Here is a 24,172-nt window from a genome sequence, read left to right as displayed (position 1 = left end):
CCTACTCGCGGTTCACTCGGCCGTGACGCTGTCGCGATCACCGGCCCCTGACACTGCCGCGATTAGTCGCGGGTCAACGCGTCCTCCGCGGCCGACATCGCCCGCTCCCGATCGGCCGCGACCAATCCGATCCGGGTGCGGCGGTCGAGCAGATCGTCGACGTCGAGCGCGCCCTCGTGGCTCACCGCGAACGCCAGTTCGGCGTGCGTGACGTCGATACCCTCGGCGATCGGCGTGAGCGCCCCCGCCTCGGCCACCAGGCCCGCCTCGCTGCCGTACCGCGCGACCAGCGACGGCGGCAGGTTGCGAGGCGCGGTGCGCGTGGCCCCGACTGCGGGCAGGTCCGTCGTCACGCACGATCGCGCCGTCAGACCGCCTGCGGCGACTGCCGCATCGACCGCATCCTGCGCCATCTTCCGGTACGTCGTGAGCTTGCCGCCGACCACACTGACGACACCGTTCGACGAACGCAGCACCGCATGGTTGCGGGACAGATCCGCGGTCTTCCCCTCGCCGCTGTCGAGGAGCGGGCGCAGACCCGCGTACGTGCCGACGACGTCGGCGCGCGTGATCGGAGTGGCCAGCGCGGTGTTGACGGTGTCGAGCAGAAAATCGATCTCGCCGTCGGATGCGGCGGGGACGTCGGGCAGCGGACCGTCGACGGCCTCGTCGGTCAGGCCCAGGTACACGCGCCCCAGCTGCGCCGGCAGCGCGAACACGAATCGGTTGGTCTCGCCCGGGATGGGCACGGTGAGCGCCGCGGTGGGGTTCCCCAACAACTCCGCGGGCAGCACCAGGTGCGTGCCGCGACTGGGCTTGAGCCGGATGTCCGGGTCCACCTGCCCGGCCCAGACACCCGCGGCATTGACGACGGCTCGGGCACGGATCGTCATCTCCTCGCCGGTGATCTCGTCCCGCAGGCGGGCCGACTCGCCGGTCACGTCGTACGCGCCGACGCGGGTCAGGATCGTCGCACTGTGGGCGGCCGCGGTCCGGGCGAGGGCCACGACGAGACGGGCGTCGTCGACCAGCTGTCCGTCGAACGCCAGGAGACCGCCACGCAGGCCGTCGCGGCGGACGGCGGGCGCGAGCTGCGCGGCCCGCGCCGCCCCGACCCGACGGGACCGCGGCAGCACCGACGCGGGCGTCCGAGCGGTGATCCGCAACGCGTCACCTGCGAGGAATCCGGTCCGGACCAGGGACTTCTCGAAGAAGCTGACCGACGGCAGCAGCGGCACCAACTGCGGCAGTGCCCGCACGAGGTGCGGCGCCGTCCGCGTCATGAGGATTCCGCGCTCGACGGCACTCTCCCGCGCGATCCCGACATTGCCGGACGCCAGGTACCGCAGTCCGCCGTGCGCCAGCTTCGAACTCCACCGGCTGGTCCCGAAGGCGAGGTCGTGCTTGTCGACCAGCACCGTGCGCAGGCCGCGCGACGCGGCGTCCAGTGCCGTTCCGACGCCGGTGATGCCGCCACCGATCACCAGGACGTCGACGACACCGCCGTCCCCGAGATCGGACAGTTCCCGACTGCGACGCTGGGCGTTGAGCACGGACTGCGCATTGTCCTGCACTGTTCCTCCTGGAAGTGGGTCGGTGGTGGTCGGTGGTCAGAGCACCGAGCGTGGCGCTAGATAGGAGTCGACGGCGACACGCAGTTCCTCGACGAGCGCGGCCGCCGGCAGCAGCTCGGCCACCATCCGCGCCGACTGGACCGCCGACTGGACGGTGAGCAGCACCATCGTCGCCATGTGCACCGGGTCTGCGGTGCGGATCGAGCCGTCGTGCTGTCCGGCGGCGATGGCGGCCGCGACCACCTCGACGATGGCCCGCTGACTCGTTCCGAGTCGATCGACGACATACGTCATGAGCATGTCCGGGTCGGATCGCAGGATCTTCTCGAACAGGGGGTGATCGCGCATCTCCGTCGCGACGTCGACGACGGCCTGCACGAGCTGGAGCCGCGCGGGAGCGTCACCGATCATGTCCGGGATCGCCGTACGGATCTCGCGGGTCAGCAGGTCGGCGACGACCGCCCGGGTGTCCGGCCAACGCCGGTACACGGTGGGCCGACTCACGCCGGCGCGGCGGGCGACCTCGGCGAGCGTCGTGCGACGCAGCCCGAAGTCGAGCACGCACGAGCGTGCCGCGTCGAGGATCTGGTCGTCGACACTCGGAGACTCCCCGGCAGATCCGGAAACTTCGTTACAGATAGACATCGTGTGTAACACTGTAACGCATGTCCGATGCCTTCGTGCCCGAAGTCCCCGCCACCACGGCCCCCACCATGGAGTGGGACGCCTGGGGTGTCGCCGAGTCCCGCCGACACCTGTCGCCGCAGATCACGACCCTGCTCCAGCAGGCACTCGGGGTCTCCGTCGAACAGGCAGCGCCGCCCACCGAGTCCGACGTGACGCTGCGCGAGAGCACCCTCGGCCACGCCCTCATCGCCGCCCTCCGCGAACTCCTCGGCGCCGACCACGTCCGCACCGACGACGCGTCCCGCCTGCGGCACGCCGGCGGCAAGAGCACCCCGGACCTGCTGCGCCGCAAGGCCACCGACCCGCAGGACGCTCCTGACGCGGTCCTGCTGCCCGGCTCGCACGACGAGGTGCTGGCACTGCTGCGGTTCTGCGCGGCCGAGGGTGTCGCGGTGGTCCCGTTCGGCGGCGGCACCAGCGTGGTCGGCGGTGTCGACCCCGCCCGCGGCCGGTTCCACTCAGTAGTCGCCCTCGACCTGCAGCGACTGAACGCGCTCACCGATCTGGATCCGGTGTCCGGCGTCGCGACGCTGCAGGCCGGCCTGACCGGCCCGCAGGCGGAGCAGGTCCTCGGCGAGCACGGGTTCTCCCTCGGCCACTTCCCGCAGAGCTTCCAGTTCGCCACGATCGGCGGGTTCGCCGCGACCCGGTCGTCGGGACAGGCGTCCGCCGGGTACGGCCGCTTCGACGACATGGTCGAGTGGCTGCGCGTCGCCACCCCGTCCGGCACCCTCGACCTCGGACGCGGTCCCGCCTCGGCGGCCGGCCCCGACCTGCGCGAGTTGTTCGTCGGCTCCGAGGGCACTCTCGGCATCATCACCGAGGTGGGCCTGCGCGTGCACCCGGTCCCCGAACGCACCGGGTACCAGGCCTGGTCGTTCCCCGACTTCGAGACCGGCGCCGCCGCGCTGCGCGCCGTCGTCCAGTCCGGGTCCGCGCCCACCGTGATGCGTCTGTCCGACGAGGCCGAGACCGGCATCAACCTGGCGCTGGCCGGCGACATCGGCGGCGACAGCCCCACCGCGGGCTGCCTCGCCATCACCACCTTCGAGGGCACCGACGCCCACGTCGAGGCCCGCTACGCCGAGGCGACCGCACTGCTCGCCGCGACCGGTGGCACCGCGCTGGGTGAGGGGCCCGCACAGTCGTGGGAGCACGGCCGCTTCGACGCCCCCTACCTGCGTGACGCGCTGCTGAACGCCGGCGCGATCGCCGAGACCCTCGAAACCGCCACGCGCTGGTCCAACCTCGCGAACCTGCGCACCGCAGTCACCACTGCTCTCACCGAATCGCTTGCGGCACAGGGCACGCCGGCCCTCGTGATGTGCCACATCTCGCACACCTACCCCACCGGTGCGTCGCTGTACTTCACCGTGGTGTGCGCACAGGCCGACGATCCACTGTCGCAGTGGGCCACCGCCAAGCGCGCCGCGGGCGATGCGATCATGGCCGCGGGCGGCACCATCACCCACCACCACGCGGTGGGCCGCGACCATCGGCCGTGGATGGAGACCGAGGTCGGTCCGCTGGGTGCGCGCGTCCTGCGGGCGGTCAAGGACGCAATCGACCCCGCCGGAATCCTCAACCCTGGCAAGCTCATCCCATGACGAAATCGGTCACGGTCCTGACGAATCCGGCCGCGGGCAGCGGCCACGCCCCGTGGGCGTCCGCCGCCGCCGTGGCCCGTCTGCGGGAACGCGGCGTCACGGTCACCGAGATCGAGGGCCGGTCCGCGGACGAGGCATTGGAACTGGCACGCAAGGCCGTCGCCGAAGGCACCGACGCACTGGTCGCCGCCGGCGGCGACGGCCTGGTCAGCATCGCGTGGCAGGCGTTGGCGCAGACCGGGACTCCGCTGGGCATCGTCCCCGGCGGCACCGGCAACGACCACGCGCGCCTGTTCCACATCCCGGTCGACGACCCGGTGGCGGCCGCCGACATCATCGCCGCGGGCGACGTCGCGACCGTCGACCTGGCGCGGACCGGCGACCGCTGGTTCGGCACCGTGCTGTCGAGCGGATTCGACGCCCTCGTCACCGACCGCGCCAACCGGATGCGGTGGCCCAAGGGCCCGATGCGCTACAACCTCGCGATGGTGGTCGAACTGGCGCGGCTGAAGCCGATCCCCTACCGGATCGTGCTCGACGACCGCACCATCGAACTCGACGCGACGATGGTGTCGGTCGGCAACGGCACCTCCTACGGCGGCGGCATGCTCATCACACCGAATGCGAAACTCGACGACGGCCTCCTCGACGTCACCGTGGTCGCGTCGGGTGGCCGGTTCAAGCTGGTGCGCCTGTTCCCCACCGTCTACAAGGGCACGCACGTCGACCTCGACGAGGTGCAGACGTTCCGGACCCGAAAGCTGCGGCTGGAGACCGGCATCCCCGTCACGTCGTACGCCGACGGCGAGTTCGTCGGGCAGTTGCCGATCGACGTCGAGGCCGTCCCGGGTGCGGGACGCGTCATCGTCGGCGCCCCACTCGACTAGGCGGTCAGCCGCCGAAGACGTACAACTCGAAGCCGACGGCCCGTTCGGCGTCGAATCCAGGCTTGGGCCCGGTGGACATCTCGATCTGCCGGGCCGCCTGGTCCAACACCGGTTCGTCGCTGAGCGCCTCGAGGTACGCGCGGTGCTCGCACAGCGATTCGACGGCGCGCTCGACCGTGGCGGCGACGTCCACCGCGTGCGTGGTCCCGACCATCGTGTTCACGGCGGCCCACCGCACGCCCGCCCACGGCGGTTCGGTGAGCTCGGGGAAGATCCACTCGTTCGCGGCGTCGGCGACGGCGTCGAGGACACCGAGCCCGACGGCCCGGTGGTCGGCGCTGTTCAGGAACCCCGGCCCCCACGTCTCGCGGTGGTTCATCGTGACGACCATCTCGGGGCAGTGCGTCCGGATCACCCGGGCCAGGTCCCTGCGCAGATCCGGCCCGTATTCGATCCGGCCGTCGGGATAGCCGAGGAACTCCACCTTCGACACACCCACGATCGCAGCCGAACGTCGCTCCTCGTCCTCGCGCAGCGGCCCGGACTGCTGGGGGTGCAGGCCCGCGATCCCCGCCCCACCGCTCGTGACCAGGACGTACCGAATGTCCTTGCCCTGGTCCGTCCATCGGGCGACAGCCGCCGCGGCCCCGTATTCGATGTCGTCGGGATGGGCGACGATCACCAACCCGCGCTGCCAGTCCTCGGGAATGGGTTCCATGTCCTCAGGATGCCTCCGCGGCGGCGACCGCGCGCGCGGAAACGCGCAGATCGAGCCACCACACCGCGAGAACGGCGAGCGACAGGCCCGCGCCCGCCCAACACACCCCGGCCCACCCGTGCGTCGCCCACACCAGCGACCCCAGCGCGGATCCGGCAGCGCCGCCCACGAAGTACCCGGTCATGTAGACCGCCGTCACACGCGAGCGCGCCTGCGGCGCAAGCGCGTAGATGACACCCTGATTGCTCACGTGCACGCACTTGAGCGCGACGTCCGAGATCAGGACCGCCAGTACGAACGCGAGCAGGCTGGTGCCGCCGAGTCCGAACAGCACCCACGACGCGAGCAGCACCACCGCCCCCACACCGGCGGTCGCCTGCGCGAGCCCCCGATCAGCGAGGCGTCCGGCCACGTTCGCCATCACCGCACCCGCGACACCGGCCAGCCCCACGAGTCCGATCGCGACGTCGTCGAGGCCGAACGGTTCGGCCGCGAGCACGAACGCCATCGCCGCGAAGACCGTGCTCGCGGCCGCGAAGCTGAGCGCACTCATGGCCGTCGCCGTGCGCAGGCGGGGCTGATCGCGCAGGAGCGCACCCATGGACGCGAGGATCGCGCCGTAGCCCAGACCGTGCCGATCCCGCGAACTCGGCAGCGCCCGCCACAGCACTGCGGCGATCAGCAGCATCGCGACCGCACTCACGCGGTACACGGTCTGCCATCCCCCCAGGGGCGTGAGCAGTCCGGCGACGCTGCGGGCCAGCAGGATCCCGACCATGAGGCCGCTCATCACGGTGCCGACCGCGGTCGCGGAGCGCCCCGGTTCGGCGAGTTGGGCGGCAAACGGCACGAGCACCTGCGCCGCCACCGAGAACAGGCCCGCCATCGCGGTGCCCACCATGAGCCACCCGATCGACGGCGCGAACCCGCAGACGGCCTGGCCGACGGCGGCGAGCAGCATCAGCCCGACGCTCAGCACCCGTCGGTCCCACAGGTCCCCCAGCGGCACCAGGAACATCAGCCCGAGCCCGTAGAACACCTGCGACACGGTGACGGTCACCGCGGCAGTCGACTGATCCACGTCCAGGGCCGACGCGATCGAGTCCAGCAGCGGCTGGTTGAAGTAGTTGCCGCCCACGCACAGACCGGTGGCGACGGCCATGACGAGGAGCAGTCCCGGCGACAGCACCGGACGGGTCGGGGTTCGGGATTCGGTGACACTCACGCGAGCAATTCTTTACCCCGAGCAATCATCTGTCTAACATCTGAATCAGATCGGATTGATCGTCAAACCAGATCGAGGTAGTGCGATGGAACTGCGCCAGCTGCGATACGCGATCGCGGTCGCCGAGGAGAGGCACTTCACCCGTGCCGCCGGGCGCCTCCACGTCGCCCAGTCCGCCCTCAGCCACCAGGTGCAACAGCTCGAGCACGAACTCGGGACCCCGCTCTTCATCCGCACGAGCCGCCGCGTGGAACTGACCGAAGCCGGTGAATCCTTCGTGCTCCACGCCCGGGAGGTGCTCGCGGCGGCCGAACGGCTCCGGGGCGAAGTGTCCGCCACCGGACGCACCGTCAGCGGCACCCTTCGGATCGGCACCATCACGACCCTCACCCAGGTCGACCTCGCCGCACTCGTCCGAACGTTCCTGGATGCGAACCCCGGGGTGGACGTGCACGTCGTGTCGTCGATGAGTGAATCGATCGTCGAGCAGGTCGACGCCGGCGACCTCGACCTCGGATTCATCGGGCTGTGGCACACCCGGCCCCGCGCCGGGCTGACCGCCCGCGTGCTCGGCACCGAACAGCTCGTCGCCGTCGTCGGACCGGAACATCCGTGGACGTCCCGCACCGCGGTCACCCTGCTCGACCTCGCCGGGGTGCCGACCATCGACTTCCCGGAGGGAACGGGGGCGCGTCGTCAGAGCGACGACGCGTTCACCATGGCGGGCCTGCCGCGCACCGTCGTGGCGCAGGCCGGTTCGGCGACGTTGGTGGCCGCACTCACCGCGGCCGGCGTCGGAGTGGGCTTCCTACCGGAGTCCGACGCGATCACCCGCCCCGGACTGCATCTGCTGCGGATCGCCGACGCCCCGATCCGCACGGTGCACATGATCTCGAAACCGACGCTGGTGACGCCGACCGGCCGCGCATTCGCCGACCTCGTCGATCGTCACCTGGCCGGACGCTAGAACCGGGTCTTGTCGGTGCTGCGATCGCTGCCGGAGGTTCCCGACATCGCCTTGAACAGCATGTAGAGCCCGAACACGATCGCGCTCACCGCCAAGATCCAGAACAGCCCCTTCACCAGCGCACCGACCAACATGAACGCGATCCACACCAGCGCCACGATGCCGACAATCTTCCAGAACACGATGTGCCTCCTGCTTGGTTCTCTACCTACGATCCTACGAGCGCGGCACCTCGATGGTTGCACGTGCCGAATCGGAAATCAGCAGCTCAGCGGCAAGTTCAGGGAAAGATGGGTGATCACCCTGAGGCCGCCGACCGGACTGGGATACGTCGTGACCGGCGGGTTGACATAAGCTCGGCGGGTTGGACCCGATCCGTCCCGTTCGCGAACACCACGAGGAGCAGTCGATAGCCGTGTCGCCGTCATCCCCCACGGGCACTCCCCGCAACACCGCCCGCGATCTGGCGCAGATCGCCGTCTTCGCAGCCCTCATCGTGGCGCTGGGTCTGCCCGGCACGATCAACGTCGGCGGCTCGGCGGTACCGATCACACTGCAAACCCTCGGCGTCATGCTCGCCGGCGCCCTCCTCGGCCCCCGCAAGGGCACGTTGTCGGTGCTCACGGTGATCGTCCTCGGTCTGGCGCTGCCGGTCCTCGCCGGTGGGCGGACCACGCTCGTCTCCCTGGCCAGCCCCACGGCGGGCTTCCTGATCGGCTGGCTGCCCGCGGCGGCCGTCATCGGATGGCTCAGCTACAAGATGCTGCCCAAGTACAACGTCTTCGGCGGCATCGCCGTCAACGTGATCGGCGGCATCGTGGTGCTGTACGCATTCGGCATCCCCGGCATGCTCCTGAAGACGGATCTCACGGTCTCCGGCGCGTTCGCCGCGAACCTCACCTACCTGCCGGGCGACGTGATCAAGGCGGTCGTCGCCGCGGTCGTCGCCGCGCAGGTCCACCGGGCGTACCCCGCGCTCGCCGCGCGCCCCTTCCCCGCAGCTCCGGTGCGGGCCGACGCCGCATAGATCGACTGCTGCACGATGAGCGAGATCCGATTCGACGGCGTTCACCACTCTTACGGTGAGCGCACCGTGCTCGACGGAATCGATCTGGCGCTCACCGAGTCACGGATCGGGATCATCGGCGCCAACGGCAGCGGCAAGTCCACGCTGGCGCGGATGATCAACGGTCTGGTGTCGCCGACATCCGGGACGGTGTCCGTCGACGGGCTCGATACCGCCCGCAAGGGGCGTCAGGTCCGCCGCAAGGTGGGGTTCGTCTTCACCGACCCCGACCATCAGATCATCATGCCGACGGTGTCGGAGGACATCGCCTTCTCGCTGCGCCGCAGTTCGCTGAGCAAGTCCGAGCGGGCCGACCGGGTGGCACAAGTCCTCGCCGACTTCGGGCTGTCCGGGCACGCGGACCATCCGACGCACCTGTTGTCGGGCGGGCAGAAACAGCTGCTCGCGCTCGCGGCGGTGATGGTGACCGACCCCGACGTACTGGTCGCCGATGAACCCACGACGCTGCTGGACCTGCGCAACGCGCGACTGATGCGGTCGACGCTGGCGGGTCTCCGCCAGCAGTTGATCGTCGTGACCCACCATCTGGACCTGCTCGACGACTTCGACCGGGTGATCGTCATCGACCGCGGCGGCGTCGCAGCCGACGGCACACCCGGAGAGGCCATCGCGCACTACCGCGAGCTGATCGGATGACGACGCTCGGCCTCTACTCCCCCGGCACCTCGCTGCTGCACCGCCTCTCGCCCGGTCCGAAACTCATCGCGATGGTGGTCCTGATCGTCGCCGTGACGGTCCTGGTGCGCCAGCCGTGGCACCTGCTCCCCGCGGTCGCCGTCGTCGCGGCCCTGTACGCGGCGGCGCGTGTTCCGCTGCGGGTCGCGCTCGCGCAGCTGCGTCCGCTGCTGTGGGCGCTGCTGTTCATCGGCGCATTCCAGGTGATCTTCACCGGCTGGGAGCGCGCGGTCGTCGTGTGCGGAACGATCGTGCTGGCCGTGGCGCTGGCGGCACTGGTCACGCTGACCACGCGGGTGTCCGACATGCTGGAGACGGTCAGCCGCGCCCTGCGGCCGCTGCGCCGGGTCGGGGTGAATCCCGACCGTGCCGGGCTGGTGCTCGCGATGACGCTGCGGTGCATCCCGCTGCTCACCGGCATCGTGCAGCAGGTCTCGGACGCCCGGAAGGCCCGCGGGCTCGGCTTCTCGCTGCGCGCCCTGGCGGTGCCGGCCGTCGTGTCGGCGCTGATGACCGCCGAGGCCATGGGCGATGCCCTCGCCGCGCGCGGAGTGGACGACTGATGTGATTGTCGTGGACGACTGATGTGATTGTCGTGGACGACTGATGTGATTGTCGTGGACGACTGATGTGACAGTCGGCTGTTCAGCGACGGAAACGGCGGTCGATCTCGTCGACCTCGCCGAGGGCCTCGGCCCAGCCCTCGAGCCGATCCGACGCCGACAGCAGCTCTTCCCGTTGCCGATCGAGCAAGGTGTACGACGGCGACTGCGCGGGCGCGGTCATCTTCGCGGCAGCGGTGACGAGCCCCTCGTACTGCGCGACACCGATGTCGAGTTGCTCTCCGGCGGCCCGGACAGACTGCTCGAGGTGTGCGGCGGCCGCGGCCGTGCCGCGCCCGGCGCTCTCCATCGCGACGACATCCGCGGCGACGGCCCGCAGCGCTGACGACGCCGACCGCGCGGTCTCTCCCGTGTGATCGATTTCCTCGGCGTCGACGATCGCAGATCGGCTCAGCACGCCGAGCAGTTGGTGCAGGCCGCTCTCAGCGCTCGCGAGTCGTTCCATCGGGGCACGGGCGGCCGATCCGACGGGTGGCAGCGGTTGCCGCGTGACGGTGGCGGGTGGCAGCGGCACCGACGTGAGATGCCGATACGTGCTGACAGCGACCACTGCGGGAATGGCGAACAGCGCTGCGGCGCCGCCGGTCGCGACGATCGTCCAGTCGGGGGCCGACGCGGCGGCGAGCGATGCCGAACCCACGACGCCCGCACCCGAGGCGATGCCGAACCTGGTTGCCCGCTTGCGGGCACGTCGACGCTTGCGCAGCATGCGTTCCCGGGGGTCCGACCAACGCCGCATCGTGTCGGCGACGGTTCCGCCGACCTCGCGCAGCACGCTCCCCGCACTGGTGACGGCGGAGGCGGCACTGGCCGCGAGACCCGCGCTCTCTCCGAATGCAGAGGTGGCCGGCCGGGACTTGCGCCCGGACCGGCCACCTCGTGTGTTGCTCATCGAACCGATGTCGTTGTCGTCGCGCAGGCTTCTACTGCGCGGGGGTCTCGCCGTTGGCGGATGCCGTGGGCGGCTCGGGGGCGATGGCAGGCTTGGCCGGCGCGGCGGCGGTGCCGCCGGACGGCAGGGCGTCGCCCTTCATCGATGCGCGGATCTGCTCGAGGCGGCTGTGACCGGCCATCTGCACGCTGGCCTGCTGCACCTCCATCATGCGACCCTGCACCGAGTTCTGGGCCAGCTCGGCCGAGCCGAGGGCGTCCGCGTAGCGGCGCTCGATCTTGTCCCGGACAGCGTCGAGGCTGGGGGTGTTGCCGGGGGCGGACAGCGTGCTGTCCATCGAACGCAGCGACTCGCTGACCCGCTCCTGCATCTTCGCCTGTTCGAGCTGGCTGAGCAGCTTGGTCCGCTCGGCGACCTTCGCCTGCAGCGTCATCGCGTTCTGCTCGACGGCCTTCTTGGCCTGGGTGGCCGCCTGCAGCGACTGGTCGTGCAGGGCCTTGAGGTCCTCGACGCCCTGTTCCGCTGTGACCAACTGGGCGGCGAAGGCCTCGGCAGCGTTGGTGTACTGCGTGGCCTTCTCCATGTCGCCGGCGGCGGCGGCCTGATCGGCGAGGGTGACGGCCTGACGCGCGTTGGCGTTGAGCTTCTCCACCTCGTCGAGCTGGCGGCTGAGCTTCATCTCGAGCTGGCGCTGGTTGCCGATCACCGATGCAGCCTGCTGGGACAGTGCCTGGTGCTGACGCTGGGCGTCCTCGATCGCCTGCTGAATCTGAACCTTGGGGTCGGCCTTCTCATCAATTTTGGAATTGAAGAGCGCCATCAGGTACTTCCATCCCTTGACGAAAGGATTAGCCATGGGTGTGATCCTGCCTCCATCTGCTGCGCCGCGCGATGCGCGACCCGATGCGCGACCGTCACGCATCGAACTCGGGCTCTGCCCCTACCTGCTCGTCCGATCGGAGGCCACCGACCGGAGTCGCTCGGTGATTCCTCGATCTTCTGTTTGTGAATCTAGCCGTTTCCGTGGTTCGACGGCACCGCTTACGCCGCCGCCAGCGCACGCGCGCTGGGCGCCGGGATCACGACGCGCGTGTCCTGTGCGATGCGACCGCTGACCTTCCGCGGGTCGGTCGCCACGGCACCGCGGTCCACGTTCTCACGCGGCGCGACGGCAAGCGTCTCGCTCACGTCGACCAATACCTCGGAGAGTGGAACCTCGAGGGCGTCGCAGATGGCCGCGAGCAACTCGCTCGACGCCTCCTTCCGGCCCCGCTCGATCTCGGACAGGTAGCCGAGACTGACCCGAGCGCTGTTCGACACCTCGCGCAGGGTCCGGCTCTGCGAAACGCGTGTGCGCCGAAGACTGTCACCGATTGCCTCACGCAATAGCAGCGCCATCTCGCTCCTCCTTCATCCGACACCCCACTCGTGAATACAAACGCACGAGCGCAAGCGATTGGTTCCCAAAACCCTATCGCGACAAACGTTCGAGCAAACTCGACACCGCCGAGCGGACGCTGCCGAGACGAATTTCCCACCGATCACCGTCCAGGTCCAGGGCTGTGACCTCGGTTCCGTCGGGTCCGGCCACAGCGAGGAAGACGGTTCCCGGGCCGTGCCCGTCCTGCGGGTCCGGGCCGGCCACCCCGGTCAGTCCGACGCCCCAGTCTGCGCCGCATCGCGCGCGTGCGCCGTCCGCGAGCTGCGCCGCGGTGGTCGGTGCCACCGGACCGTCACGATTGAGGACGTCGGCGTCGACACCGGCGAGCGCGCCCTTGAGCTCGGTCGCGTACACGATCAGCCCGCCCCGGAGCACATCGCTCGCCCCCGGCACACCGGCCAGGGTCGCCGCGAGCAGGCCGGCGGTCAGCGACTCCGCCGTGGCGACGGTCTGCCCGCGGCGGGTCAGCGCCTCCACCAGTTCGCGGGCGGGCACCGCACCCGTCAGCGGGTCGGTCATGCGCGCCCGGCGCCGGCGCGAAGTCGCACCGCCTGGACCACGTAGTCGAGGCCGGTCGCGACCGTGAGCACCACCGCAAGGCCCATCAGCGCCGCGCTGAACGGCGCGAAACCGTCCGGCAGCGGAACGAGATAGAAGCCGATCGCCGCCGCTTGGACCAGCGTCTTCAGTTTCCCGCCGCGCCCGGCGGGAATCACGCCGTGGCGCAGGACCGCGAAGCGCATCAGCGTGATCCCGAGTTCGCGTGCCGCGATGATGCCGGTCACCCACCACGAGAGGTCCCCGAGCATCGACAGTCCGACGAGCGCGGCGCCGATCAGAGCCTTGTCGGCGATCGGGTCGGCCATCTTGCCGAAATCGGTGACCAGACCGTGCTTGCGGGCCAACTGCCCGTCGATCCGATCCGTGATGGCGGCCACCGCGAAGATCGATGCCGCCGCGATACGCCAACCCGTGGAATGGCCACCGTCGGCGAACAGCGCGGCAAGGAACACCGGCACCAGGACGATACGCAGCACCGTCAGGATATTGGCGATGTTGACCAGGGGAACCGGGGCGTGCGGGGCGACGCCGTCGGCGGGCAACGCGTCCGGGGCGGCGGCAACGTCTCGACGCGGCGAGCTCTTCGGCGCACTCACGGCCGCGCCGATCCGACGGTCAGCCCAGGCACACCCGAGACGAACGGGACGTGGTGTGGGGCGATGGATCGGGGCGGCACACTGCTCACAATATCTGTTGCGGCTACCACTACTGTGCACCACATGACATCTGGGACTCCGACGGCTGGAACGAACGAGGCTGAAGAGATGCTGGTGCGCCGCGCGCGCACCTCGGACGTACCGGAGATCAAGAGGCTGATCGACATCTACGCAGGAAAGATCCTGCTCGAGAAGAATCTCGTGACGCTGTTCGAGGCGGTTCAGGAGTTCTGGGTCGTCGAGCAGGCCGGCGCGGTCGTCGGGTGCGGTGCGATGCATGTGCTGTGGTCCGACCTGGGCGAGGTCCGGACCGTCGCGGTCGACCCCCAGGTGAAGGGCCGGGGCGCGGGTCACCTGGTGGTCGCGAAGTTGATCGAGGTGGCGCGCGAACTCGAATTGGAGCGGCTGTTCGTGCTGACGTTCGAGGTGAACTTCTTCGCCAAGCACGGGTTCGCCGAGATCGAGGGCACCCCGGTCACCGCGGAGGTGTACGCGGAGATGTGCCGGTCGTACGACACCGGCGTCGCGGAGTTCCTGGACCTGAGCTACGTCAAGCCGAATACGCTGGGTAATACCCGTATGCTGCTGACGCTCTGAGCACTCCGGACCCCGCACTTCCAGATCCCGGGAACGAGGAATCATGCCACTGTTCGCCGTCGAGTACACCTACGCGCACGAGAAGTCCGCGCAGCGCGACGATCATCGCACCGATCACCGGGCGTGGCTGGCCGATCTGGTCCGCCGCGGCATCGTGCACTCGTCGGGCCCGTTCGCGGACGGCAGCGGCGCCCTGATGATGGTCGAGGCGTCGTCCACCGACGAGGTGGAGTCCCTCTTCGACCAGGATCCGTTCGCGAAGGCCGACCTGGTGGAACGACGGGTCGCACGCGAATGGATCCCGGTCTTCGGCGTCTTCGTCAAGTAGTCCGTCGAGCAGTCCGAGACGGTGCCGGCCGGGTCACCCCGGCCGGCGTCCCGCCTAGTTGTGGACCGGCGTGTCGTCGGACTTGTTGCGGGTCTTGATCAGGCTCGCCACCGCGGTCACCACGAGCACACCGAGGATGACGCCCAGCGACATCACCGTGGAGATCTCCGGCACCGCCACGTGCTCACCACCGTTGATGAACGGCAGCGTGTTCTCGTGCAGCGCGTGCAGGACCAGCTTGACGCCGATGAACGCGAGGACGATCGAGAGGCCGTACGACAGGTAGACCAGGCGCTCGAGCAGGCCGCCGATGAGGAAGAACAGCTGACGTAGACCCATCAGCGCGAACGCGTTGGCAGTGAACACCAGATACGGCTCCTGCGTGAGGCCGTAGATCGCGGGGATCGAGTCGAGCGCGAACAGGACGTCGGTGAAGCCGATGACGACCAGCGCGAGCAGCAGCGGGGTTGCGACACGCTTACCGTCGATCTTGGTGACGAGCTTGTCGCCGTCGTACTCCTCGGTGGTCGGCAGGAACCGCTTCGCGAGGGAGACGACCTTGCTCTCCCGCTCCTGCTCGGACTCGGCCTCGTGACCGGAATCCTTGACGAGTTTGGCCGCGGTGTAGATCAGGAACGCGCCGAACAGGTAGAACACCCAGCTGTAGGTGTTGATCGCCGCTGCACCCACGGCGATGAAGATGCCGCGCATCACGAGCGCCATGACGATGCCGATGAGCAGGACCTTCTGCTGGTACTGCCGCGGCACCGCGAACGTCGACATGATGATCACGAACACGAAGAGGTTGTCCACGGACAACGCCTTCTCGGTGACGTAGCCGGCGAAGTACTCGCCACCGAACGTGGTGCCCCATATCGACATCACGACGAGTCCGAAGATGATCGCGATGCCGATGTAGACCGCGGACCAGAACGCGGACTCGCGGAAACTCGGGGCGTGCGGGGTGCGCACGTGCGCAAAGAAGTCGAAGACGAAGAGTCCGAGGATCACCACGCAGGTGATAACCCAGACGAGCGGGGAGACGTGCATCAGCGATAGCCCTCCGGTAGGTACGTTTCACCACCGGAGGTCTCTCCCGCGAATCCACCGGTCGGGAGACCGGATCGGATCCGCCGACAGAACCGGACCGGCAACGGTGCCGATCGTGTTGACGAGTCTGTCGCAGGATTGGGGATACTCCCCTCCAAAGTGCTTTCTATTGAACCACACAGGCCCGGCCACGGCCGAACTCGGACATAACGGTCAGTTCCCGTCGTCCGAGGATTCCGGATCGCCGCCGCGGATCGACCACAGCAGCCCCTCCAGTTCGTCGGGCTTGATCAGCACCTCACGCGCCTTCGACCCCTCGCTGGGGCCGACGACACCACGGGTCTCCATCAGGTCCATCAGGCGGCCGGCCTTCGCGAACCCGACGCGCAGCTTGCGCTGCAGCATCGACGTGGAACCGAACTGACTCGACACGACCAACTCCACGGCCTGCAACAGCACGTCCATGTCGTCGCCGATGTCGGGGTCGACGTCCTTCTTCTCCCCCGCCTTTGCCGCGGTGACACCCTCGGTGTACTCGGGTTCGGCCTGGTTCTTGGCGAAGTCGACGACCGCCGAGATCTCCTCGTCGGTGATGAACGCGCCCTGCATGCGGATCGGCTTGCCCGCTCCCATCGGGAGGAACAGCCCGTCGCCCATGCCGATGAGCTTCTCGGCACCCGGCTGGTCGAGGATGACCCGCGAGTCGGTGAGCGACGACGTCGCGAACGCCAGGCGGGACGGCACGTTCGTCTTGATCAGACCGGTCACGACGTCGACCGACGGCCGCTGCGTCGCGAGGACCAGGTGGATACCGGCGGCGCGCGCCTTCTGCGTGATGCGCACGATCGCCTCCTCCACGTCGCGGGGCGCCGTCATCATGAGGTCGGCGAGCTCGTCGACGATCGCGAGGATGTACGGGTACGGGCGGTAGACCCGCTCGCTGCCCAGCGGCGCCGTGATCTCACCGGACTTGACCTTGGAGTTGAAGTCGTCGATGTGCCGCACCCGGCTGGCCTGCATGTCCTGGTAGCGCTGCTCCATCTCCTCGACCAGCCACGCGAGCGCGGCCGCCGCCTTCTTCGGCTGGGTGATGATCGGGGTGATCAGGTGCGGGATGCCCTCGTACGGCGTCAGCTCCACCATCTTGGGGTCGATGAGGATCATCCGGACCTCGTCCGGGGTGGCTCGGGTGAGCAGCGACACCAGCATCGAGTTGACGAAGCTGGACTTACCGGAGCCGGTGGAGCCCGCCACCAGCAGGTGCGGCATCTTCGCGAGGTTCGCGCTCACGAAGTCGCCCTCGATGTCCTTGCCGAGGCCGATGACGAGCGGGTGATGATCCTTGCGGGTGGCCGGCGCGGTCAGGACGTCGGCCAGGCGCACCATCTCGCGGTCCGAGTTCGGCACCTCGATGCCGACGGCCGACTTGCCGGGGATGGGCGCGAGCAGTCGGACGTTGTCGGTAGCCACCGCGTACGCGATGTTGCGGGCGAGCGCGGTGATCTTCTCGACCTTGACGCCCGGACCGAGTTCCACCTCGTAGCGGGTGACCGTCGGCCCCCGCGTGTAGCCGGTGACCGCGGCATCGATCTTGAACTGCTGGAGGACCTCGGTGATGGCCTCGATCATCGCATCGTTGGCCTTGCTGCCGAGCTTGGGCGGATCGCCTTCGATCAGCAGGGACGTGGGCGGCAGCGCGTAGTCGCCCTCGACGACCCGATCCGGGACGAGGGCCTCCATCTCCTCCTTCGCCGGTTCCGGCTTGGGGGCGGGCGTCACCTTGGCGCGCGGCTTCGGGCGCGGCGCTGCCGCCGGCTCGGGCTCCGGTTCGGGCGCCGGCGGCTCGGGCGTCGGGTCGCCCGGATCCCACAGCCCGAGGACCTCGGTCTCCACGTCGGGGTGGACCTCGTCGGTCGGGTAGTTCTGTTCCGGCGTGGTCGGTCGACGACGCGGGGTCCTGCGCGCCGGGCGCGCAGCTTCCGCGGCGCGGGCAGCCTCGGCAGCCTCGGCAGCCTCGTCTACGGGGTACCCGTCAGCATCGAAACGAGACGCATCGTCGTCGTAACCAGCGTCGTAGTCGTCGTGGAAATCCGGGTCGTCGGCGTGGTCGTAGGCGTCGTCGTAGTCGTCGTGGTAGGACGTGCCGAAGTACGCCCGGAACCGTTCCGGAACCTCACGGACGGTGGTGCCGGTGAGCAACAGGACACCGAAGAACATCGCCAGCAGGAGCAGCGGCACGGAGAGCCACGCGGTCACACCACTGGTGAGCGGTCCGGCGACGACGTAGCCGACCACGCCGGCGCCTGCCGACCAACCGTCCGACGCGGTCGGGGAACCCGAAGCGATGTGCCACAGACCCACGGCCGGCAACCCGACGAGAAGCGATCCGAGGATCAGTCGCGGCCGGATGTCCGGTTTGGGTTCGGTCCGCATGAGCACGACCGCGATCGCGACACCGAGGATCGGCAGAATCGCCGCGACCGCGCCGACCACGGCTCGGACGCCGGATTCGATCCACTCCCCCACCGGACCGCCCGCGGAGAACCACATGCCACCGGCGATCACGACGCTGACCGCGATCAGCGCGAGCGCAATGCCGTCACGCCGGTGGCCGTGCTCGATCTCGGTCGCCTTGCTCATCGTGCGCGTCGTCGCTCCGACGCCCTTGGCCACCATCGACCAGCCGGCACCGATGCCGCGACCGACCGAGGACAGAGCGCTGCCACTGCCCGACGACTTCGCCGCGGGCCGACGGGTGCCCGCGCCACCGCGTGGGGCCGCGGTCTTCCGCGGCGCCGACTTGCGAGGCGCGGACGACTTGCGTGCCGACGACGACGCACCGGTTGCGCGCCCGGAGGCGCGGGTTCCCGTGGACGAGGTTCGAGAGGACGAGGCTCGGGTGGACGACGATGAGCGCGCGCCCGTCCGCGTCGTGGACGCTGTCGAACTCGATCCGCGGGCGCTCGTCTTCCCTGCCATACCGGCCAGGTTAGTCGCTACGGCCCCATCCGGACCATCCGCAACACCCGCCACACCGGTTCACCAGGCGGGAAGATGCGTCACACCACCCGCGGACGCCGGCCGCCGGTCGACTCAGAAACTACGATCCAGCGCCGCGAGAGCGGCGACGTCGCCGGGCGTCCCGTCGAACTCGATGCGGACCTCGTTGCGCCCGAACGCGTGCAGCAGCAGTTCGGCGGGCTCTGCACGCAGGGTGACTGTCGCCGCGCCTGCCGAGCGGACGGTCTCCCTGCCGCCGTCGGGGCGTTCGAGGACCACGCTCACCGGAGACCGGCGGTAACCGACTCGTCCGATCCGGGTCGCGAGCGCCCACAGCTTGTCCCGCAACCCGGACGGCAACGTGCGCGGCTGCCAGTCGGGCTGAGCACGCCGGACGTCTTCGTGGTGGACGAACATCTCCCCGAGATTGGCCTTCTCGTCGACGAGGCGGAACGGAGACCACACCGGCGGCCCGGACCGGACGTCGTCGAGCAGGGTGTTCCAGTCGCGGCCGGCGATGCCGTGCTGGACGCGCTCGGTGTAGCCGGACAGTGGGCCGATCATGATGCCCGGTGCGGCATCGAGTCGGCGTTCGCGCAGCACCAGGTGCGCGGCCAAGTCGCGGGCGGTCCAGTCGCCGCACAGTGTCGGCGCATCCGGTCCGACGGCGCGCATCGTGTCGACCAGGGCGTGGCGTTCGTCACGGGCGTAAGGCACACCACACGGTAACCGCAGATCTGCCGAACCGCCCGAACTCGTCGGCGGGCACCCCTAGCGTGGTGGGTGTCCGATCCCGGTGCGAGAGGAGCGACACATGTCGAAGACCACGATGTCCGAGAACGAACGCGAGCAGTTCCTCGCCGATCTGCATATCGGGGTGATTGCGGCCGAACGCGACGGCCGGGCACCGCTCGCGGTACCGATCTGGTACGACTACTCCCCCGGCGGAGACGTCATGGTGTGGACCGAACGCGGCACCGTCAAGGAGCGCCTGATCCGAGCCAGCGGACGATTCAGTCTGTGCGCGCAGGTCGAGCAGCCGCCGTACCGCTACGTCAGTGTGGAAGGCCCGGCCACCTTCCAGGACACCGTCACCCCCGACGACGTCCGGCCCCTCGTGCAGCGGTACCTGCCGGAGGCGGAGGCGGAGGCGTTCATCGGCGAATCGTTCAACGACAGCGCGGTCCTGATCCGGATGCGCCCGGACCGCTGGTTCAGCGTCGACTACGGCAAGCTCGAGTCGTGACGGGAGTCAGCGCGCAGCGCGCAGCCTTCTGAAGAAGCGACCGAACCGGCGACGCCGGGCGCGTTCGAAGCGCACCTCGGCGCGTCGGATCTCGCCGTAACCGGCCTCGGTGAGCGCGGCCGCCGCGAGGGCGCGCCGCGCCCGGCGTGTCTCCTCGTCGAGCCGCCCGTGGTCGGGCCCGTCGGCGGGGCCGGTTCTCGTCCCGCGTCCCGCCCGCCACCGCGCGAGCACCTCGTCCACGTCGACGCGCCGGATCGGCACCTGCGGGCCGGACGGGTTGCGGAGCCACTCCGCGATCCGTCGGTTGAGTCGGGCGACCTCGGCGCGCACCTCGTGTTCGGTGCGCGCGCCCCGCACCGTGTCGGGCAACCGCTCGATGTCCTTGCGTAGCCGCAGCGGCTCCGGCAGCAGGTCGTCCGCCGAAAGGCCTTGCCGTCGAAGGTATCCGCGAACCCAGTCGTCGGCGTCGCCCGGCGGAATGGGTTTCCCCGCCCCCGCGAGGTTCTCGAAGTCGCCACGTTCGTATGCGTTCCGAATCTGCGTCTCGACCCAGGATTCGAACGTGGTGCGCGGGGGCTTGCGCTCGGTCACGGTCGCGACAACCTCCTCGTTCGTCGCGTACAGCCGAGCCCGGCCGTCGGGCTACGGCACGCCGATGACGGTGGGCACGATCATCGGACGACGGCGGTACTTGTCCGCCACCCAGCGTCCCACCACCCGGCGCACGGCCTGGGCGATCCGGTGGGTGTCCGTGATGCCCTCGCCCGCGAGTCGCACGAGCTCCGACTCGACCAGCTTGGCGGCTTCCTTGAGGGCCGCGGGATCGTCGGAGAAACCGCGACCGGACACCTCGGGCGTGCTGACCGCGCGGCCCGTCGCCGAGTCCACCGCGAGCGAGATGGAGATGAATCCGCCCTCGCCGAGGATCAGTCGGTCCGACAGCGTCGAGTCACCGACGTCGCCGACCGAGTTGCCGTCGACGTACACGTGACCGACGGGAACTCGTCCGACGATCTCCGCGAGGCCGTCGACCATGTCGACCACGACGCCGTCCTCGGCGAGCACGATGCGCTCCTCCGGGACACCGGTCGCCTTGGCCAGCGCGGCGTTGGCGCGCAGGTGGCGCCACTCGCCGTGCACCGGCATGGCGTTGGTGGGGCGCACCGCGTTGTACAGGTACAGCAGCTCGCCGGCGGACGCGTGACCCGAGACGTGCACCTTGGCGCTCTGCTGCGTCACGACGGTCGCGCCGCGCTTGGCGAGGCCGTTGACGACCGCGAACACCGAGTTCTCGTTGCCGGGGATCAGCGACGACGCGAGCACGACGAGGTCGTTGGCGCGGATGTTGATCTGACGGTGCTCGCCGCGGGCCATCCGCGACAGCGCCGACAGCGGCTCGCCCTGCGAACCCGTGGACACGAGCACGAGCTTGTCGTCGGGCAGGTTCGCGGCGGTGTCGATGTCGACGACCAGGCCGTCCGGCACCGAGAGGTAGCCGAGGTCCTGCGCGATCTGCATGTTGCGGACCATCGAGCGGCCGACGAACGCGACGCGGCGGTTGTACCGCTTGGCGACGTCGACGACCTGCTGGATGCGGTGCACGTGACTCGCGAACGACGCGACGATCACGCGCTGCGTGGCCTTGCCGATGACGTTGTCGAGCACGCCGCCGATTTCGCGTTCGGGCGTGACGAAGCCGGGCACCTCGGCGTTGGTGGAGTCGACGAGGAACAGGTCGACGCCCTCGTCGCCGAGGCGGGAGAAACCGGCCAGGTCGGTGAGGCGGCCGTCGAGCGGCAACTGATCGAGCTTGATGTCACCGGTGTGCAGCACGACACCGGCCGACGTGCGGATCGCGACCGCGATCGCGTCCGGGATCGAGTGGTTGACCGCGAAGTACTCGCACTCGAACGGGCCGTGGGTGGTCCGCTCGCCCTCGGTGACCTCGATGAGGTTGGGGCGCTGCCGGTGCTCGCGGCACTTGGCCGCCACCAGCGCGAGGGTGAACTTGGAGCCGACGATCTTGATGTCGGGGCGCAGGCGCAGCAGGAACGGAATCGCGCCGATGTGGTCCTCGTGACCGTGCGTGAGGACGACGGCCTCGACGTCACCCATCCGGTCCTCGATGTACCGGAAGTCCGGGAGGATCAGGTCGACGCCGGGCTGCTGGTCCTCGGGGAACAGCACGCCGCAGTCCACGATCAGCAGCTTGCCCTGGTGCTCGAAGACGGTCATGTTGCGACCGATCTCGCCGATGCCACCGAGGGCGACGACCCGCAGGCCGTTCTTCGGCGCCTTCGGCGGGAGGCCGAGCCGATCGGTCGGGTCGGCCGCCACGGGCGCGGGGGCCTTCGACCGCTGAGCCTTCTTGGCCGGCGACTTCCGGGCGGCAGCCTTCTTCGGAGCTGGCTGCTCGGGGGCGGACCGCTTCGGGGCGGCCTCGCTCCCGGACTTCACCGACTGCGCGGGCTTCTCGGCCGCGGAAGCCGGGGCGGTCTGTTCGGCCGCCGGGGTCGGCGGGCCGGCCTGACGGGAGGCGCTACGACGACGTGTGGGACGGGTCATGCGAGCACCCCCGCAGCGTGCAGGTCGGCAGCCAGGATGTCGATCTGCTCGGTGGTGGGCGCGACCTGGGGCAGGCGCGGCTCGCCGACGTCGATACCCATCAGTCGCAGGCCCGCCTTCGACGCGCTCACGCCGCCGAGACGCGCGACGGAACGGTTCACCGGGACGAGGCTCAGATTGATCTCCTGGGCCTTGGCGATGTCGCCCTCCCCGAACGCGGTGTGCAGCGCGCGCAGGCGCTCGGGCACCAGGTGGCCGATGACGCTCACGAATCCGACGGCGCCGACGGACAGCCACGGCAGGTTGAGCGGGTCGTCACCCGAGAAGAAGTCGAGGTCGGTGGTGCCGATCAGTTCGGCGCCGGCGTTGAGATCACCCTTGGCGTCCTTCACCGCGAGGATGCGCGGATGGTCGGCGAGACGGCGAATCGTCTCCGTCTCGATCGGCACCACGGAGCGGGGTGGAATGTCGTAGAGCATCACCGGCAGATCCGTGGCATCGGCGACGGCCGTGAAGTGGGCGTACAGGCCGGCCTGCGGCGGGCGCGAGTAGTACGGCGTGACGACGAGCAGTCCGTGTGCGCCCGCGCGGGCGGCGTCACGAGCCAGTTCGACGCTGTGCGCGGTGTCGTTGCTGCCGGCACCGGCGACGATCTTGGCGCGGTCGCCGACGGCGTCGATGACGGCCCGCAGCAGCTCGAGCTTCTCGTCCTCGGTGGTGGTGGGCGATTCGCCGGTGGTTCCGGCCAGTACCAGTCCGTCGCAGCCGTTGTCGACAAGGTGGGTGGCCAGCCGTACGCCGGCGTCCACGTCCAGCTTGCCGTCCTTGGTGAACGGGGTCACCATCGCCGTGAGGACGGTGCCGAACGGACGCTCGACGGAAGCAGCTGAATCACCGTAGGTCATGGTCAGAAGGCTACCCGGTCTGCGTTACAGACTTGAACACCACGGCACCCTCGAGGGGTGAGTCCGTCAGCCGACCGTACCGAACTCGCTCGTCGCGACCTCCGAACCGTCGGGCAGCGTGACGATTTCGAAGTCTCCGAACACATTCGGCGCGGCGCTCCGGAGCTGACGCAGACACTCGACGGCGACTCGGCGGATCTCGACATCGGCGTGTTCGGTGGCCCGCATCTCGACGAAATGTCGCCACGCCCGGTAGTTCCCGGTGACCACGACGCGCGTCTCGGTGGCGTTGGGCAACACCGACCGCGCTGCCTGACGCGCCTGCTTGCCGCGTACCGGCGCATTGGGCACATCGGCGAGCTTCTCCTCGAGCGCCGCCAGCAGTTCCGTATACGCCTCACGGCTGGCCTCGGTCGCCTTCGCGAACAACGCCTCGAGCCGCTCGTCACCGGCGATGGCGGGCGGGACGACCACGTTGGCGTCGTTCTCCCGCACGAATCGCTGCGACAGTTGCGAGTAGGAGAAGTGCCGGTGCCGGATCAACTCGTGCGTGCAGGACCGGGAGATCCCGGTGATGTAGAAGCTGACGCTGCCGTGTTCGAGGACCGACAAGTGGCCCACCTCGAGCAGGTGCCGCAAATACCCGGCGTTGGTGGCGGTGCGGGGGTTGGGCTTGGACCAACTCTGGTAGCAGGCTCGCCCGGCGAACTCGGCGAGGGCCTCGCCGCCGTCGGCGTCGGTCTCCCAGGGGATGTCGTCGGGCGGGAGGAAGTCCGTCTTCGCAATGAGCTGCACCTTCAAGGACACCGCTTGCCGCACCGCACACCCTTCCTCGGTCCTGACCCCACCGGGAACCACAGAACCGCACCCTAGCCCCCGCC

At 69.4% G+C, this 24,172-nt stretch carries 26 protein-coding genes; 9 read left to right on the top strand and 17 right to left on the bottom strand.

Annotation, left to right across the window (positions count from 1 at the left end; all coding sequences use genetic code 11):
• Positions 1-62: 62 nt before the first annotated feature.
• Both DEU38_RS08095 and DEU38_RS08090 read right to left on the bottom strand, forming a co-directional pair.
• Complete coding sequence (locus tag DEU38_RS08095; RefSeq protein WP_114719825.1) at positions 63-1,574, bottom strand: glycerol-3-phosphate dehydrogenase/oxidase; 1,512 nt, start codon at positions 1,572-1,574, stop codon at positions 63-65.
• A gap of 36 nt (positions 1,575-1,610) precedes the next feature.
• On the bottom strand, positions 1,611-2,219 hold the full coding sequence (locus DEU38_RS08090) for a TetR/AcrR family transcriptional regulator (protein ID WP_114719824.1): 609 nt from the start codon (positions 2,217-2,219) through the stop codon (positions 1,611-1,613).
• Positions 2,220-2,239: 20 nt separating this feature from the next.
• On the opposite strand from DEU38_RS08090, the gene DEU38_RS08085 reads away from it, so the two are divergent.
• Both DEU38_RS08085 and DEU38_RS08080 read left to right on the top strand, forming a co-directional pair.
• Complete coding sequence (locus DEU38_RS08085; protein ID WP_114719822.1) at positions 2,240-3,868, top strand: FAD-binding oxidoreductase; 1,629 nt, start codon at positions 2,240-2,242, stop codon at positions 3,866-3,868.
• The gene (locus tag DEU38_RS08080) at positions 3,865-4,755 is read left to right on the top strand and encodes a diacylglycerol kinase (RefSeq protein WP_114719820.1); all 891 of its coding nucleotides are present in this window, start codon (positions 3,865-3,867) and stop codon (positions 4,753-4,755) included. Before DEU38_RS08085 ends, DEU38_RS08080 begins: the two co-directional genes overlap by 4 nt.
• A 4-nt stretch (positions 4,756-4,759) precedes the next feature.
• Here the strand turns inward: DEU38_RS08080 and DEU38_RS08075 are convergent, their stop codons facing one another.
• Positions 4,760-5,473, bottom strand: a complete 714-nt coding sequence (locus DEU38_RS08075; protein WP_114719818.1) for a PIG-L deacetylase family protein — start codon at positions 5,471-5,473, stop codon at positions 4,760-4,762.
• A 4-nt stretch (positions 5,474-5,477) separates the two neighbouring features.
• Entirely contained in the window at positions 5,478-6,698 is a 1,221-nt protein-coding gene (locus tag DEU38_RS08070) for an MFS transporter (protein WP_114719816.1), read from the bottom strand.
• An 85-nt stretch (positions 6,699-6,783) separates the two neighbouring features.
• On the opposite strand from DEU38_RS08070, the gene DEU38_RS08065 reads away from it, so the two are divergent.
• Positions 6,784-7,665, top strand: coding sequence for a LysR family transcriptional regulator (locus tag DEU38_RS08065; RefSeq protein WP_114719814.1), 882 nt, complete (start codon positions 6,784-6,786; stop codon positions 7,663-7,665).
• Here the strand turns inward: DEU38_RS08065 and DEU38_RS08060 are convergent.
• On the bottom strand, positions 7,662-7,847 hold the full coding sequence (locus DEU38_RS08060; protein ID WP_114719812.1) for a hypothetical protein: 186 nt from the start codon (positions 7,845-7,847) through the stop codon (positions 7,662-7,664). The genes DEU38_RS08065 and DEU38_RS08060 overlap by 4 nt on opposite strands.
• 233 nt (positions 7,848-8,080) lie before the next feature.
• Here DEU38_RS08060 and DEU38_RS08055 point away from each other — a divergent pair, with 233 nt between their 5' ends.
• From DEU38_RS08055 to DEU38_RS08045, 3 genes are read left to right on the top strand one after another with little or no spacing between them, the layout of a single operon-like run.
• Entirely contained in the window at positions 8,081-8,692 is a 612-nt protein-coding gene (locus DEU38_RS08055) for a biotin transporter BioY (protein ID WP_114720030.1), read from the top strand.
• 15 nt (positions 8,693-8,707) lie between these two features.
• Positions 8,708-9,388 (top strand): energy-coupling factor ABC transporter ATP-binding protein, encoded by a 681-nt coding sequence (locus DEU38_RS08050; protein WP_114719810.1) that lies wholly within the window; start codon positions 8,708-8,710, stop codon positions 9,386-9,388.
• Positions 9,385-9,990 (top strand): energy-coupling factor transporter transmembrane protein EcfT, encoded by a 606-nt coding sequence (locus DEU38_RS08045; RefSeq protein ID WP_114719808.1) that lies wholly within the window; start codon positions 9,385-9,387, stop codon positions 9,988-9,990. Before DEU38_RS08050 ends, DEU38_RS08045 begins: the two co-directional genes overlap by 4 nt.
• A gap of 82 nt (positions 9,991-10,072) precedes the next feature.
• Here DEU38_RS08045 and DEU38_RS08040 read toward each other — a convergent pair whose 3' ends face one another.
• The 5 genes from DEU38_RS08040 to pgsA form a co-directional block, all read right to left on the bottom strand.
• Positions 10,073-10,789, bottom strand: coding sequence for a phage shock envelope stress response protein PspM (locus DEU38_RS08040; protein WP_114720028.1), 717 nt, complete (start codon positions 10,787-10,789; stop codon positions 10,073-10,075).
• A 184-nt stretch (positions 10,790-10,973) separates the two neighbouring features.
• Positions 10,974-11,798 (bottom strand): phage shock protein PspA, encoded by an 825-nt coding sequence (gene pspA / locus DEU38_RS08035; RefSeq protein WP_114719806.1) that lies wholly within the window; start codon positions 11,796-11,798, stop codon positions 10,974-10,976.
• Positions 11,799-11,983: 185 nt separating this feature from the next.
• Positions 11,984-12,340 (bottom strand): helix-turn-helix domain-containing protein, encoded by a 357-nt coding sequence (locus DEU38_RS08030; protein ID WP_114719804.1) that lies wholly within the window; start codon positions 12,338-12,340, stop codon positions 11,984-11,986.
• A gap of 73 nt (positions 12,341-12,413) precedes the next feature.
• Entirely contained in the window at positions 12,414-12,902 is a 489-nt protein-coding gene (locus tag DEU38_RS08025) for a CinA family protein (protein WP_114719802.1), read from the bottom strand.
• Positions 12,899-13,540, bottom strand: a complete 642-nt coding sequence (pgsA, locus tag DEU38_RS08020) for a CDP-diacylglycerol--glycerol-3-phosphate 3-phosphatidyltransferase (RefSeq protein WP_114719800.1) — start codon at positions 13,538-13,540, stop codon at positions 12,899-12,901. Before pgsA ends, DEU38_RS08025 begins: the two co-directional genes overlap by 4 nt.
• A 168-nt stretch (positions 13,541-13,708) precedes the next feature.
• On the opposite strand from pgsA, the gene DEU38_RS08015 reads away from it, so the two are divergent.
• Positions 13,709-14,197: an amino-acid N-acetyltransferase gene (locus DEU38_RS08015; RefSeq protein WP_114719798.1), complete on the top strand. Its 489-nt coding sequence runs from the start codon at positions 13,709-13,711 to the stop codon at positions 14,195-14,197.
• Positions 14,198-14,240: 43 nt separating this feature from the next.
• Positions 14,241-14,525 (top strand): YciI family protein, encoded by a 285-nt coding sequence (locus DEU38_RS08010; protein ID WP_114719796.1) that lies wholly within the window; start codon positions 14,241-14,243, stop codon positions 14,523-14,525.
• 54 nt (positions 14,526-14,579) lie between these two features.
• Here DEU38_RS08010 and DEU38_RS08005 read toward each other — a convergent pair whose 3' ends face one another.
• The 3 genes from DEU38_RS08005 to DEU38_RS07990 form a co-directional block, all read right to left on the bottom strand.
• Entirely contained in the window at positions 14,580-15,575 is a 996-nt protein-coding gene (locus tag DEU38_RS08005; protein WP_114719794.1) for a TerC family protein, read from the bottom strand.
• Between the two features lie 213 nt (positions 15,576-15,788).
• Positions 15,789-18,554, bottom strand: coding sequence for a DNA translocase FtsK (locus DEU38_RS08000; RefSeq protein ID WP_181818702.1), 2,766 nt, complete (start codon positions 18,552-18,554; stop codon positions 15,789-15,791).
• A 114-nt stretch (positions 18,555-18,668) separates the two neighbouring features.
• Entirely contained in the window at positions 18,669-19,292 is a 624-nt protein-coding gene (locus DEU38_RS07990) for a TIGR03085 family metal-binding protein (protein WP_114719790.1), read from the bottom strand.
• A 97-nt stretch (positions 19,293-19,389) separates the two neighbouring features.
• On the opposite strand from DEU38_RS07990, the gene DEU38_RS07985 reads away from it, so the two are divergent.
• Entirely contained in the window at positions 19,390-19,821 is a 432-nt protein-coding gene (locus tag DEU38_RS07985) for a pyridoxamine 5'-phosphate oxidase family protein (protein WP_114719788.1), read from the top strand.
• Positions 19,822-19,827: 6 nt separating this feature from the next.
• Here DEU38_RS07985 and DEU38_RS07980 read toward each other — a convergent pair whose 3' ends face one another.
• The 4 genes from DEU38_RS07980 to thyX all read right to left on the bottom strand — a co-directional run bounded on the left by DEU38_RS07980 (position 19,828) and on the right by thyX (position 24,110).
• The gene (locus DEU38_RS07980) at positions 19,828-20,412 is read right to left on the bottom strand and encodes a DUF1992 domain-containing protein (RefSeq protein WP_114719786.1); all 585 of its coding nucleotides are present in this window, start codon (positions 20,410-20,412) and stop codon (positions 19,828-19,830) included.
• Positions 20,413-20,463: 51 nt separating this feature from the next.
• Positions 20,464-22,386, bottom strand: coding sequence for a ribonuclease J (locus tag DEU38_RS07975; protein ID WP_114719784.1), 1,923 nt, complete (start codon positions 22,384-22,386; stop codon positions 20,464-20,466).
• Entirely contained in the window at positions 22,383-23,291 is a 909-nt protein-coding gene (gene dapA, locus DEU38_RS07970; RefSeq protein ID WP_114719782.1) for a 4-hydroxy-tetrahydrodipicolinate synthase, read from the bottom strand. The genes DEU38_RS07975 and dapA overlap by 4 nt, the downstream gene beginning before the upstream one ends.
• Positions 23,292-23,357: 66 nt before the next feature.
• Positions 23,358-24,110, bottom strand: a complete 753-nt coding sequence (gene thyX / locus DEU38_RS07965; protein WP_114719780.1) for an FAD-dependent thymidylate synthase — start codon at positions 24,108-24,110, stop codon at positions 23,358-23,360.
• Positions 24,111-24,172 lie beyond the last annotated feature (62 nt).

Source organism: Rhodococcus sp. AG1013 (assembly GCF_003350365.1).
GTDB lineage: Bacteria > Actinomycetota > Actinomycetes > Mycobacteriales > Mycobacteriaceae > Prescottella.
The sequence above is the reverse complement of the archived record's forward strand: the minus strand, read 5'-3'. Positions and strand labels throughout refer to the sequence as shown.

Excerpts from the sequence above, each read along its gene's own strand:
- DEU38_RS08040 (WP_114720028.1), bottom strand. The coding sequence starts at position 10,789 with ATGCGGCGTTGGTCGGACCCCCGGGAACGCATGCTGCGCAAGCGTCGA.
- DEU38_RS08065 (WP_114719814.1), top strand. The coding sequence starts at position 6,784 with ATGGAACTGCGCCAGCTGCGATACGCGATCGCGGTCGCCGAGGAGAGG.
- DEU38_RS08010 (WP_114719796.1), top strand. The coding sequence starts at position 14,241 with ATGCCACTGTTCGCCGTCGAGTACACCTACGCGCACGAGAAGTCCGCG.
- DEU38_RS08075 (WP_114719818.1), bottom strand. The coding sequence starts at position 5,473 with ATGGAACCCATTCCCGAGGACTGGCAGCGCGGGTTGGTGATCGTCGCC.
- DEU38_RS08030 (WP_114719804.1), bottom strand. The coding sequence starts at position 12,340 with ATGGCGCTGCTATTGCGTGAGGCAATCGGTGACAGTCTTCGGCGCACA.
- DEU38_RS08000 (WP_181818702.1), bottom strand. The coding sequence starts at position 18,554 with ATGGCAGGGAAGACGAGCGCCCGCGGATCGAGTTCGACAGCGTCCACG.
- DEU38_RS08085 (WP_114719822.1), top strand. The coding sequence starts at position 2,240 with ATGTCCGATGCCTTCGTGCCCGAAGTCCCCGCCACCACGGCCCCCACC.
- DEU38_RS08050 (WP_114719810.1), top strand. The coding sequence starts at position 8,708 with ATGAGCGAGATCCGATTCGACGGCGTTCACCACTCTTACGGTGAGCGC.
- DEU38_RS07985 (WP_114719788.1), top strand. The coding sequence starts at position 19,390 with ATGTCGAAGACCACGATGTCCGAGAACGAACGCGAGCAGTTCCTCGCC.
- dapA (WP_114719782.1), bottom strand. The coding sequence starts at position 23,291 with ATGACCTACGGTGATTCAGCTGCTTCCGTCGAGCGTCCGTTCGGCACC.
- DEU38_RS08045 (WP_114719808.1), top strand. The coding sequence starts at position 9,385 with ATGACGACGCTCGGCCTCTACTCCCCCGGCACCTCGCTGCTGCACCGC.
- DEU38_RS08015 (WP_114719798.1), top strand. The coding sequence starts at position 13,709 with ATGCTGGTGCGCCGCGCGCGCACCTCGGACGTACCGGAGATCAAGAGG.
- DEU38_RS08005 (WP_114719794.1), bottom strand. The coding sequence starts at position 15,575 with ATGCACGTCTCCCCGCTCGTCTGGGTTATCACCTGCGTGGTGATCCTC.
- DEU38_RS08080 (WP_114719820.1), top strand. The coding sequence starts at position 3,865 with ATGACGAAATCGGTCACGGTCCTGACGAATCCGGCCGCGGGCAGCGGC.
- DEU38_RS07975 (WP_114719784.1), bottom strand. The coding sequence starts at position 22,386 with ATGACCCGTCCCACACGTCGTCGTAGCGCCTCCCGTCAGGCCGGCCCG.
- DEU38_RS08025 (WP_114719802.1), bottom strand. The coding sequence starts at position 12,902 with ATGACCGACCCGCTGACGGGTGCGGTGCCCGCCCGCGAACTGGTGGAG.
- DEU38_RS08090 (WP_114719824.1), bottom strand. The coding sequence starts at position 2,219 with ATGTCTATCTGTAACGAAGTTTCCGGATCTGCCGGGGAGTCTCCGAGT.
- pspA (WP_114719806.1), bottom strand. The coding sequence starts at position 11,798 with ATGGCTAATCCTTTCGTCAAGGGATGGAAGTACCTGATGGCGCTCTTC.